Origin of the sequence: Chthonomonas sp. (genome assembly GCA_016788115.1) — a bacterium.
Lineage (GTDB): Bacteria > Armatimonadota > Fimbriimonadia > Fimbriimonadales > Fimbriimonadaceae > UBA2391.
Genome location: JAEURR010000009.1, coordinates 23,637 through 35,491, shown reverse-complemented (window position 1 = coordinate 35,491; position 11,855 = coordinate 23,637). Strand labels below are relative to the sequence as shown.

General features: G+C 60.0%; 13 protein-coding genes. 10 read left to right on the top strand and 3 right to left on the bottom strand.

What is annotated here, in order from left to right; translation table 11 throughout:
- The first annotated feature begins 74 nt into the window (after window positions 1–74).
- Window positions 75–554, top strand: a complete 480-nt coding sequence (locus JNM85_10895) for a thioredoxin family protein (protein ID MBL8088561.1) — start codon at window positions 75–77, stop codon at window positions 552–554.
- Between the two features lie 9 nt (window positions 555–563).
- Here the strand turns inward: JNM85_10895 and JNM85_10890 are convergent, their stop codons facing one another.
- Window positions 564–1,397, bottom strand: a complete 834-nt coding sequence (locus JNM85_10890; GenBank protein ID MBL8088560.1) for a hypothetical protein — start codon at window positions 1,395–1,397, stop codon at window positions 564–566.
- 147 nt (window positions 1,398–1,544) lie between these two features.
- Here JNM85_10890 and JNM85_10885 point away from each other — a divergent pair, with 147 nt between their 5' ends.
- From JNM85_10885 to JNM85_10850, 8 genes are all read left to right on the top strand, one after another.
- Window positions 1,545–2,618, top strand: a complete 1,074-nt coding sequence (locus JNM85_10885; GenBank protein ID MBL8088559.1) for a M42 family metallopeptidase — start codon at window positions 1,545–1,547, stop codon at window positions 2,616–2,618.
- Window positions 2,619–2,795: 177 nt separating this feature from the next.
- Window positions 2,796–3,422, top strand: coding sequence for a 50S ribosomal protein L3 (gene rplC, locus JNM85_10880; protein ID MBL8088558.1), 627 nt, complete (start codon window positions 2,796–2,798; stop codon window positions 3,420–3,422).
- On the top strand, window positions 3,422–4,147 hold the full coding sequence (rplD, locus tag JNM85_10875; GenBank protein MBL8088557.1) for a 50S ribosomal protein L4: 726 nt from the start codon (window positions 3,422–3,424) through the stop codon (window positions 4,145–4,147). The genes rplC and rplD overlap by 1 nt, the downstream gene beginning before the upstream one ends.
- Window positions 4,144–4,491, top strand: coding sequence for a 50S ribosomal protein L23 (locus tag JNM85_10870; protein MBL8088556.1), 348 nt, complete (start codon window positions 4,144–4,146; stop codon window positions 4,489–4,491). Before rplD ends, JNM85_10870 begins: the two co-directional genes overlap by 4 nt.
- Window positions 4,492–4,494: 3 nt before the next feature.
- Window positions 4,495–5,325, top strand: a complete 831-nt coding sequence (gene rplB / locus JNM85_10865) for a 50S ribosomal protein L2 (protein ID MBL8088555.1) — start codon at window positions 4,495–4,497, stop codon at window positions 5,323–5,325.
- Window positions 5,326–5,408: 83 nt separating this feature from the next.
- Window positions 5,409–6,011: a hypothetical protein gene (locus JNM85_10860; protein MBL8088554.1), complete on the top strand. Its 603-nt coding sequence runs from the start codon at window positions 5,409–5,411 to the stop codon at window positions 6,009–6,011.
- Window positions 6,008–7,315 (top strand): hypothetical protein, encoded by a 1,308-nt coding sequence (locus JNM85_10855; protein ID MBL8088553.1) that lies wholly within the window; start codon window positions 6,008–6,010, stop codon window positions 7,313–7,315. Before JNM85_10860 ends, JNM85_10855 begins: the two co-directional genes overlap by 4 nt.
- Window positions 7,312–8,655: a hypothetical protein gene (locus tag JNM85_10850; GenBank protein MBL8088552.1), complete on the top strand. Its 1,344-nt coding sequence runs from the start codon at window positions 7,312–7,314 to the stop codon at window positions 8,653–8,655. Before JNM85_10855 ends, JNM85_10850 begins: the two co-directional genes overlap by 4 nt.
- On the opposite strand, the gene JNM85_10845 is transcribed toward JNM85_10850, so the two are convergent.
- Window positions 8,652–9,635, bottom strand: a complete 984-nt coding sequence (locus tag JNM85_10845) for a Gfo/Idh/MocA family oxidoreductase (GenBank protein ID MBL8088551.1) — start codon at window positions 9,633–9,635, stop codon at window positions 8,652–8,654. The genes JNM85_10850 and JNM85_10845 overlap by 4 nt on opposite strands.
- The gene (locus JNM85_10840) at window positions 9,632–10,546 is read right to left on the bottom strand and encodes an EamA family transporter (GenBank protein MBL8088550.1); all 915 of its coding nucleotides are present in this window, start codon (window positions 10,544–10,546) and stop codon (window positions 9,632–9,634) included. Before JNM85_10840 ends, JNM85_10845 begins: the two co-directional genes overlap by 4 nt.
- A gap of 35 nt (window positions 10,547–10,581) precedes the next feature.
- On the opposite strand from JNM85_10840, the gene JNM85_10835 reads away from it, so the two are divergent.
- Entirely contained in the window at window positions 10,582–11,853 is a 1,272-nt protein-coding gene (locus JNM85_10835; GenBank protein ID MBL8088549.1) for a type II/IV secretion system protein, read from the top strand.
- The last annotated feature ends 2 nt before the right edge of the window (window positions 11,854–11,855 follow it).

The window sequence follows — 11,855 nt, the reverse complement described above, 5'->3', positions numbered from 1 at the left end:
AAAATTTACCTGTTTGGTGAGCTCGGCAACCGGGACTGTCGGTCGTCTTCGCCCAGCTACGGTACTGTAAACGTATGAGCCTCCGAGCGCGAACCTTTGGATGGACGATCACGGCGATCGTGGTGACGCTGGTCGTCGGAAGGATAGCTGTCGATCCTGCGAGCGGAAACAAACTTCCGTGGGCGCTGAGCTATGAAGACGCCCTCAGGCGGAGCGCTCAGTCCGGGAAGCCAGCGATGGTTGTGTTCAGTTCTCGCGGCTGCACCTGGTGCCGCAAGCTCCAAACCGAGACCTTTGCGGATGCACGCGTCGAGACCGCGGCGAAGCAAGTCATTCCGGTGCTCGTATCAACCGACGAACGTCCTGACTTGGCCGCAGAGTACAACGTCACCACCGTTCCCCTGACCGTCTTTGTGGACGGCAAAGCCAATCGGCTGGACAGTGTAGGCGGCTACGTCGATGCGGACATCTTCGCAAAGATCCTTGTCGAGGTCTCAGCAGCAGCAAAACGGGGCGAGCCCGTTCCAGGCTCACCCCGTCGATCGATTTGGTAACGCTAGGCGTCAGCTCTTCGGCTTGACGAGCTCCATAAGCGTCGTGTAGGTGCCCTTCATCGGAATCGTCATCCCGCCCATGTCAGTCAGGATGTTCATCGGGACCGACTTGGCTTCGGTCTTGACGATCTGACCGGTCGCCTTGTTGAGGTACGTGATCGAGTCCACGGTCACTTCGGTCGTCGACTTCATCGGGCCCATGCCCATGCCTTCTGCGGACTCGTTGCGAACGGTGACCTTGCCCTTGCTCTCGATCTTGAGGACGTCCACACCGTCGAGCTTTTCAGCCGCAACCAGCTTGTGCGTGATGTCTTCATCGGTGTCGCCACCAAGGCTCTTCTTCGACTTCACGCTCTTCCACGTTTCGCCGACCTTGATCTCAGCCTCGGGAAACTCGAAGATGCTGGACAGCGAGTCCAGTGCGCCCGCGCTCATCATCTTCACCGTTTCGTTCATCCCGTCCGCCTTCATATCGGAGACGCTGTTCAGTTCGTTGAGAGCGCCCGAGAGCGAGAACTCTGTCGGGATCTCGGGGCCGCCGGGCATCGCGGGCTCCATGTCAAGCTTGTGCTCGGTGACCTTGATGTCAAACGGAGTGGTCTTCTTGGTCGCATCCGCCTTGCCGTAGGTGATCGTGGCGATCATCGACTGCGTCATCGTCATGCTCATGTTCGGTGCACCGAAGCTGCTCAGGTCGATGTTGGCGTCAAAGACGTTTTTGTAGGAGTACTTCTCAACGGCACCTTCCGTTAGGGTCCGTCGAATCTTATACGAGTCTTCCGCGTGCGCCATGAAGGCCGTCGCGACAGTGAAGAGAACAAAAGCAGTTCGGATCGATTTCATAAGATTCCCTGGGATATACGTGCGACATTGCACGGACGTTCTCATGATTATGGCCGTTAGCCTGTCGCGATTGGGACGTTTGGCACGGTTGGACGTGGACAAACAGTGCAGGAACCCTGTGAAGCGCAAAGCGTGTAACATTTCCTCATGCGTGCAGAATCGCTGACATTTTTCAAGGAGATCGTCAATACTCCCTCCCCCTCCGGCTACGAGGAGCGGGCTGCCGAGGTCTATCGGAACTACTGCAAGGGCTTCGCCGACGAACTCCGCACCGACGTGCATGGCAATGTGATGGCCATCCTCAACCCGCAGGCTGAGATGAAAATCATGCTTGCAGGGCACATGGATGAGATCGGGTTCATCGTCCACTACATCAGCGACGAGGGCATGCTTTACTTCAGCACGATCGGCGGCCACGACGCCACGATTATCGTCGGTCAGCGTGTCTGGGTCCACGGCAAAGAGCGCATCACCGGAGTTCTTGGGCGAAAAGCGATCCACCTCCTAGACGACGAAGAGCGCAAGAAGAAGCCGGAGATCAAGGATTTATGGATCGACATCGGCGCGAGTAACCGCGAAGAGGCGGAGGCGATCGTATCGCTTGGAGATGTGGCCACCTACCAGTGGGAGTTCCAGCATGTGCTGGGAGATCGCGCCGTCGCCCGGGGTTTTGACAACAAAATGGGTTCGTTCATCGTCGCCGAGGCGCTGCGCCTGCTCAAAGAAGACGGCGGCCTCGATCCGGGTGTCGGCGTGTACGCCGTCGCGACCGTCCAAGAAGAAATCGGTCTCCGCGGGGCGCGGACTTCCAGTTACGCCATCGCTCCCCAAAGCGGCCTTGCGGTCGACGTCAACCACGCGACAGACTCGCCAACGCTCACCAAAACGCGTTATGGTCAACTGGACGTCGGTAAAGGTCCGAGCGTCATGCGCGGCGCGAATGCCAACCCGATCGTCTTCGACATGATCCGCGAGGGTGCCGCGGCCGAGAAGATTCCCTACCAGGTGGATGTGGCCCCCGGCGGGACAGGAACGGACGGCAACGCCATGCAGCTTAACCGCGACGGGATGGCCGTCGGCATTCTTGGCGTCGCGCTGCGGTACATGCACACGCCGTGCGAACTGCTTTCCATCACCGATGTGGAGGACTGTGCCCGACTCATGGCGGCGTACTGTCGACGCGTTCGCCCCGATACCGATTTCACTCCACGCCTCCGTTAACCCATGTTGCGCCGAACGGGCTGCCTCGGGTATTCTCCCGAATTGCTTCGGGGAGTCTCCGAGGCAACACGCTTCTTAGCGTTCGGCTTTCTTGCATCCCTTACCTCCTGGTGGGCGCTGCACTTTCGAAGTCGGTCGCGAGCACGAAGCGTATCTAAAACACGATAGGAGGCAGTCATGCTCCCGGGAATACTCGGAACAAAAATTGGCATGACGAACATCTTCGATGAAGAGGGCCGAGCGATCCCGGTAACGGTGATCCAGTGCGGTCCAGTGTTCGTCACGCAACTCAAAACAGTGGACAAGGACGGCTATGCAGCAGTCCAAGTCGGCTACGGCGATCAGAGCGATAAGCATCTGACGTTCCCCAAATTTGGTCACCTGAAGAAGTCAGGCGTTGGTAAGAACCTTCGCCATCTGCGCGAGTTTCGCGTCGAGAAGACCGATGCGTTCGAGCTGGGTCAGTCGATTGGTGTGGAGGTCCTCGACGAGGGCCAGAACATCACCGTGACCGGCATCAGCAAGGGCCGCGGTTTCCAAGGCGGCGTCAAGCGCTATGGATTTAAGGGCCAGCACATGACCCACGGTTACATGACCCACCGCCGACCGCTCTCGAGCGGTGCAACCGGTCCGCAGCGTGTCTTCAAGGGCACCCGCAAGCCCGGTCGCATGGGCGGCGACACGGTCACCCAGAAGGGTCTGAAGATCGTCAAGATCGACGCAGAGCGCGGACTCGTGCTTGTTGACGGCAGCGTGCCAGGACCGAACGGTGGTCTCGTGACCCTGAACAAGGTGGTGAAATAATGGCAACGCTCGAAGTCAAGGATTTGAAGGGCAAGGCCGTCGGTAAGGTCAGCCTGCCAAAGATTATCGTCGAAGCCGAACCTGCCATGTCGGTGCTTCACCGAGCGGTTGTCTCGGAAGAGGCCAACAGCCGCCAAGGTACGCAAAAGACCAAGACCCGCAGCGAAGTTCGCGGCGGCGGTCGCAAGCCGTACAAGCAGAAGAAGACCGGTAACGCACGTCAGGGCACGATTCGCGCCCCGCACTATGCCCACGGTGGTATGGCGCTCGCAATCACCCCACGCGATTACAGCAAGAAGATGAACAAAAAGGAGCGCCGCGCGGCGATCCTGGGAGCCTTCAACGCGCAGGTCGCGGCTGGTAACGTGCTGGTGGCTGAGAAGATCCTCTTCACCGAAGCAAAGACCAAGTCGGCGACCGAACTGCTCAAGTCGGTCGGTGCTGAGTCCACGCGACGTGTCCTGGTGATCCTCCCCGCTTACGACGACTTAACGTATCGAAGCTTCCGAAACCTTCCGGGCGTCGAAGTTCGCACTGCTCCGGTGAAAACCGTGGTGGCCGAGCCCGAGGCAGACAGCGAAGAGGCGCCTAAGGCAAAGGCCAAGAAGAAGGTCGAAGCCGCCCCGGCAAAGTCGGTTGCTTTCTCGACGCGTGACCTGCTGGTCGCGCACAAGATCGTCATCGCGCAAGACGCGCTGAAGGCGATGGAGGAGGTCTGGGCATGACACGAAGTCCACACGTGATCATTATTCGCCCGCACATCTCGGAACGCACGGTCTCTCTGAGCTACGGAGATCCAAACAAGCCCGCCGAGGAAGTGCAGCGAAAATATACGTTTGAGGTTTTGAAGGACGCTAACAAGGTGGAAATCAAGCGTGCCATCGAAGCCATCTACAACGCTGGCAAAAGCAAGAAGGACGCCGCGATCGTGGTCGAGAAGGTACATACCATCACCGTCCGCGGTAAGCGCAAGCGCGTGAACTCGCGCACACCGGGCAAGACCCCGGATTGGAAGAAGGCGATCATTACACTTGCAAAGGGCCAGATGCTCGAGGATTACGGAGTCTAACCCATGCCAGTCAAGCGTCATAAACCCACATCCCCGGGACGTCGTCACGCAATTAGCTCGACGTACTCGGAAATCACAAAGGGCAAACCGGAGAAGAGCCTTACTTCTGCGCTCAAGAAGAGCGGCGGACGCAACCACTATGGTCGCATCACGTCGTTTAACAAGGGCGGTGGTAACAAGCGCCGATATCGAATTATCGACTTCAAGCGCCAGAAGGACGGAATGGATGCGAACGTGATCGCCATTGAGTACGATCCAAACCGCACCTGCCGAATCGCCCTCGTCGAATACGCCGACACCGAAAAACGGTACATTCTTGCGCCGAAGGGCGTCGAAGTTGGCACCAAGATTCGCAGCGGCGAAGGCGCGGACATTCTGCCCGGCCACACGCTGGCCCTGAAGGACATCCCGCTGGGAACGCTCGTGCACAACATCGAGCTGCAGCCCGGTCGCGGTGGCCAGATGGTCCGCAGCGCCGGTGCCGCCGCACAGGTCATGGCCAAGGAAGGTAGCTACGTGACCCTCCGACTGCCCAGCAACGAAATGCGCATGGTGCACAACACCTGCCGCGCCACCGTCGGTGAAGTCGGCAACTCGGAGCACGAGAACGAGCAGAAGGGTAAAGCGGGTAAAAACCGCGGCCTGGGTCGCAAGCCGCACGTCCGCGGTGTCGTTAAGTCGCCACGGGATCACCCCCACGGTGGTGGTGAAGCCAAGTCGCCGATCGGCCGCAAGAAGGGCCCGGTCGACCGATGGGGCAACAAGGCGATTGGTCGCCGAACTCGAAAGAACAAGCGAACCGACCGGTTCATCGTTCGACGACGCGCCAAGTAAACGCTGCCAAATCAACAATCAGTTATCCCCGCGTGCAACGCGCATGCGGGGATTTCTCGTTTTAGGATATGACTGCAGTGAGCATGTTGACAATCTACTTGGTCTGCGCAATCGTGGCGGGAGGTGTGGTTTTGGCTAGCGCCCTCGGGGGGCTCGCCGACCATAGCGCGCTCGAGCACAGCGGCTTGGACCACCATGCAGGCGATCACGGGGATTCATCGGGCCACGACAGCCACCTTTCGCACGGCACCGCCAATGACTTCTGGCTTCCCTTCTTCAGCATGCGCTTCTGGACCTTTGGTTTGGCGAGCTTCGGCATGCTGGGTCTCCTTCTGACCCTTTTCCGTGCCTCTGCCGAGCCGCTCACCGCCATCGTTGCTGGCAGTATCGGCGTCGTCATTGGAACGATTGCCGCACTATCGGTGCGGATCATCGGAAAAAGCCAGATCGACAGCACCGCCAACGAAGTCGACATGGTCGGATCGCTGGCCAAGGTGCTTGTTGCCCCCCGTGGCGACGAACCCGGCAAGGTTCGACTCACCGTCAAGGGCGACATCATCGATATGCTCGCTAAGTCACCGGTCCACGGCGAATTTGCAGTCGGCGAAGAGGTTGTCGTCGTAGGAGTTGAAGGATCGACCGCCCAGATTTCACGCACGGAAGACCTTTTGGATGAACTGAAATGAACCAAATACTCGACTTTCTGAAGGGCCTTGGGCCGACTTCAATGATGATTGTCATTGGGGCGGTGATCTGCCTCGCGGTGCTCATCGGCATTGCGTGGTTCGTCGCGACGTTCCTCAAGATCTGCCCGCCGAACGAGGTCCTGATCGTCTCAGGACAGTCCGGATCGCGAACGGCCGACGGCCGGACCCGCGGGTTCCGAACGGTCATGGGCGGCCGAGCCCTTACCATTCCGTTCTTCCAGAGCGTCTCCAAGATGACGCTCACGACGATGGAGGTACCGATACAGATTCGAAACGCCTACTCCAGCGGAGGCATCGCCATGAACGTCGAGGCGATGGCAAACGTGAAGATCAGCTCGGACGAGACGGTCATCGCCAATGCCATCGAGCGGTTCCTGAACCGAGATCTTGAAGAGGTTCGCCGCGTCGCCAAAGAGACCCTCGAGGGGCACCTCCGCGGCGTTGTCGCCCGCCTCACGCCCGAGCAGGTTAACGAGGACCGCCTCACCTTCGCGGATGCCCTCGCAACCGAGACTGAGGAGGATCTCCGCAAGCTTGGCATGCACCTCGATACGCTAAAGATCCTTCACGTCAGCGACGAGGTCGGGTACCTGGATGCGATTGGTCGCGCTGCCATCGCAAACGTCGTCCGGTCGGCCGAGATGGCCGAATCGGACATGCGTCGCAAGGCCGAGCAATCGATTGCCGAGAACGTCGGCCGCGCGGATCAGACCAAGGCGGACATGGAAGCAATGGTCTTCAGCTTGAAAAACGAGCTGCGGACGACGCTCGCCGAACTAGACGCTAGCGTTAAGGTCGAGGAAGAAAAGACTCTGGCCGCTGCACGCGAGGCGCGGGCCAAGGCCGAACAAGAACTTCAAGGGCTCCGCGCTGAGCTTGAGGCGATCCGCTTGCAAGTGGACACCGTGCTGCCCGCCGAGGCCCAGCGCCAAGCCGAAGAGTATCGCGCTCGCGGCGAGGCGGCCATCCTTCGCGAGCGGGGTCAGGCAGTGAGCCAAGCGCTCCAGATCATGAACGAGGCGTGGAAGGAGGCAGGAGAAAACGCCCGTCAAATTCAGCTGATCGAGAATCTGGAGCCCATCCTCGCTGCCGCCGCAAAGGGCGTGCAGAAGATTCAGATCGAAGGCGTCAACCTCATCGACAGCGGTGATGGCCAGACCCTGCGCAATTATGTTGCGGCTTACCCCGCTATCCTCGCATCAATGTTCGATGCTGTCCAGGTCGCCACTGGAGTGGACGTGCTGAAGTCTGTCCACGGCGAACCCAAAGGAGCGAATCGATGATCTTCCCCATCGTGATTGGCTTTGTCGGGATGATGCTCGTCATCCTGCTTCTCAGCCTCAAGAGTCTGATCTACCTCTGCCAACCCAACCAAGTACTGATCTTCTCTGGGTCACGAACCCGAGTGGGAACTCGCACCGTCGGCTACCGCTTGATCAAGGGCGGTCGCGGACTACGCCGCCCGTTCATCGAGCGCGTGGACATGCTGGATCTGACCAACATGATCATCGAGCTCCAGGCCCAAAACGCGTATGCACGCGGCGGCATTCCGCTCAATGTCCACGGCGTCGCCAACGTCAAGATCGCGGGCCACGAACCCGTGTTGAACAACGCCATCGAGCGATTTCTGGGCAAGAGTCGCATCGAGGTCATGCAGATCGCCCGGGCGACGCTCGAAGGTTCGCTGCGTGGCGTCCTCGCGACGCTGACCCCCGAGCAATTGAACGAGGACCGCAATCTCTTCGCTGAGAAACTGGTGCAGGAAGTTGAGCAAGACATGACCTCCCTCGGGCTCGTCGTCGATACGCTCAAAATTCAGACCATTACAGACGACATGAAGTACTTGGACAGCATCGGCCGCGTCCGCAACGCCGAGCTGGACTCCAGCTCCAGGACCGCAGAAGCGATCGCGGGTGCTGACGCCAAGGTACGCGTCGCCGAGAACATGCAACAAGAGGTGCAGACTCAGATCCTGGCGCAAACGAGCGTGGCCAAGGCCGAGGCGACCAAGATGGTCACCGACGCCCTTACCCGCCGCGCTGCCGTCGTCGCTGAAGAGCAAGCGGTGGTGAAGGCCCAAGTCGCCAAGGCGCGCGCCGAACTCGAAGTGCAGAAGGCGCGCTTGGAGCCGGTCCGATTGCAATTGGACGCCGACGTCGTACAGCCCGCCAAGGCTCGATGCGAAGCGATGGAGCAGGAGGCCCGCGCCAAGGTCGCTCCCATCATCGAAGACGGCAAGGCACGGGCGGGAGCACTCCGCAGCCTGGCCAAGAGTTGGTCCGATGCTGGCGACAACGCACGCGACATCTTCATCCTGCAAAAGCTGGAGTCGGTGATTGCCCAGGTCACCAGCTCGATAAGCCCGGCGAAGATTAACCAGGTGACGCTCATCGACTCGAAGGGAGCCTCGGCCGGAGGGAGCATGGACCCGGCACGGCTGATGGTGCTCAACGAACAGCTCAAGCAAATGTTCGGAATTGACGTCGTCTCGAAGCTGCAGGAGATGACCACTGCGCGCCCGGAGCCCGTGGCGATTGAGGCCAAAACAGAACCTCAACCGGTGGTCGAGGAACCAAAGCCTGCGCCCCAGCCCGTGACGCCTCCGCCAAAGAAACCGAGCTAAGGTCGGTCGGGAACCATCGTTCGGCCCGTGCGCGCACTCTCAATGGCCGCACGGGCCATCGAAACGGCCATTGCCCCATCATAGGCGGTCACCGGAAGCGGCGTTCCACCGCTGACGGCTTCCAAGAATGCCCGAGCTTGGCGGTAGTACGGGTCATCGCCCGATACCACCGGAGCTTCGGTGATGACTCCGCCCTCGGTGCTCGTCCGAAGCGTCCATGACGCCTTCGAATCGTGCTCAATCATCCCTTCCGACCCGCACACTTCGAACGTGGTTCGGAATCCGGCAGGGTCCATCCATGTCGCTTCGATGTAGGCGACGGCCCCGCTCTCGAAACCAATCGTCGTGAGCGCGTAATCGCCGTTCCACTCACCCTCCCAAGGGGCGTCGATAGCGATCGAACGAGAGGTCACATGCATCGGTTCACCGAGCGTCCAGCGCAACCAATCGAGGTCGTGCACTGCCAGATCGAGCAGCACCCCGCCGGACCGCGCCGTATCACGGAACCAGCCGCCCGCGCCCAACGGCATCTTCCCTCCTCGCCGCGTTCTGGCGGCACCGACTCGCCCGACCATGCCGCTCGCCACCATCGCATGCCCCTTCGCATAATCCGGGAAGTAGCGCACGACTTGCGCCGGCATCAGCGGGACGCCCGCCTTCTCCGCCGCGTTCATCAGTTGCAGGCAGCCAGGCAGGTCTAGAGCCATCGGCTTCTCCATAAGCACCGCCTTTCCCGCAGCGATCGCTTTCAGCCCGTATTCCAAGTGCAGGTCGGTCGGCAAGCAGACATCGAGATAGTCGCACTTGGAGACAAGATCTTCGAAACTCACGCACTCCGTCGCACCGGTGCGGTCGCAAAAGGCAGTGCGTTTGGCGGGGGTAGCATCGAACCCAAAGAGCTGGACATCCTGCATGTGAGCGTACTTGCTGCCGTGCACTCCGCCCATGCCACCCAAACCCACGATCCCAACGCGCATCATGTCTGTGGTTTTACCTCGCGGGGCCTCAATGAGCCCTTGGCTCGGGCCACCACGGCGACGCCCACGACCACCAATCCCAGGCCAAGCCAGAAGATGAGTTGAGGCTTCTGGCCCAGGGCAACCCAAGCCATGAGCGCCGCGATCGGAGGTACCAGAAACTGGTACGTCGTGGCGCGCACAACACCAATCATATGGGTGCCCTTGTAGTAGGTTATGAACGCGAGCCCCCCGGAGATAAGCGCCACATGGATGTAGTTCCCCCAACCCACGGCAGACACCTGCGACCACGGCGCTTTCAGAGTCGCCATGAGCCCATATGGAACCAAAGCCAGCAACGCCCCTGGAGTAGAGCACGTAACGGCTTGCAAGGGGGTCATCGCGCCGAGTATCCGCTGCATAAGCAAGATCGAGCAACTCCACACGATGGCCGCGCCGAGGATCATGGCGTTACCCAGAAGGGTGCCCCCCATCGCGCCTCCGTGACTCTGAACGGCGACAAAAACCCCGGCAAATGCGATCGCACCGCCGACCAGCACTCCACTGTGAAACGGCTCATGGCGGACTAGCATCGAAAACGTCGCGGTCAGCACGGGCGCGGTGGCCAAGATGACCGCTCCCATCGCGGGAGTTGTCCGACCCATGCCGTCCATGAAAAGGACCATGTACAGACCGTTCGCCAAGAATCCCTGAAGGATCACCCGTGCCCAAAGCTCCCGAGGAACCTTGAGGCTCAACTTGAGCGACCAGCACACCCCGACTAGAAAGAGGCCAACGACGATGCAGCGCGTGAGCGCCACCGCCGCCGGCTCGATCTCCCGATAAACGAACTTAACCGCTGTAAAATTGTACGCCCACGCCAAAACGGTGACCAGAAGTGGACCGTTGGGCGGGCTAAAGCGGCTGTGTTGCACAAGTTCTAGTATGATGAACGCCAGCGACCATGAGCATGAAGGACTACAACCAGACGAACTTCGGAGCGGCAAAGCGGTTCCGTCTGATCTTGCGCGAGCAAGGGATGACTCGCGAGATGGGAGGCGCGGAGATGTCCATTGCGGTCCAGCTGTTGGATACGACGCTCATGAACGCGCTCGACCTGAACGCGAGCGACATCCACTTCCAGCCTGAGCGAAACCAGCTACGATTCCGATTCCGTCAGGACGGAGTTCTGGGCGAGAACGGAATGCTGCCCGCCGAAGAGGCGGCCAACGTGATCGTGCGACTGAAGCTTGCCGCGGGAATGCGAATCGACGAGACCCGCGAACCCCAAGACGGCCGCATCGACATGGAGTACGACGGACGACGGCTCTCCGCTCGTGCTTCGTGTGTGCCGTGTCTGAACGGCGAGAAGTTTGTACTCCGTCTGCTCGACCCCGCCAGCATGCGCGTGGAACTCCCAAAGCTAGGTATGTCCGAATCCGTCATCAAGGGCTGGACCCGAGCCATCGGACTTCCCTACGGCCTTATCCTGGTCACCGGCCCAACCGGTAGTGGTAAGACCTCGACGCTCTACGCTAGCATCAATCAGCTCGACTGCAAGAAGCGCAACATCGTCACCGTCGAAGATCCGATTGAGTACGAGTTTGATCACCACATTGCGCAAGTGCAGGTCACCGAGCGCATGACTTTCGCGCGGGTAATGCGCAGCTTCCTGCGTCAGGACCCGGACGTGATGATGGTCGGTGAAATGCGCGACCCCGAGTCGCTGGGAATCGGCATTCAAGCGGCCCTGACTGGCCACCTGGTCATGTCCACCCTCCACACGAACAATGCCATCGAGACCGTAGGACGCATGCTCGACATGGGTGCAGAGCCATATCTCGTCTCCGGCGTCACCGTAGCGATCCTTGCCCAGCGACTTGTCCGACTGAATTGCGCCAAGTGCCGTCAGCCGTACACCCCGACGGAGGATGAGAAGGACCTTCTTTCGATCAAGGACGAAGACGTCGCCCGTTCCACGCTTATGAAGGGTGCGGGGTGTGCCGAATGCCGTGGATCCGGATTCAAAGGGCGTCTCGGTGTCTTCGAACTCCTACTCGGGACCAACGATCTGCGTCACGCCATCGCAAAGAACTCGACTGTGCAAGAGCTCACGCAAGTCGCGCGTCAGCAGGGGTACCGAACCATGCTGGAAGATGGTAGGGACAAGGTGTTGACCGGCTGGACGACTCCCGAGGAAGTCATCAAAGCGGTGTTTTCACAAACCGTCAGCGAGAACTGAGC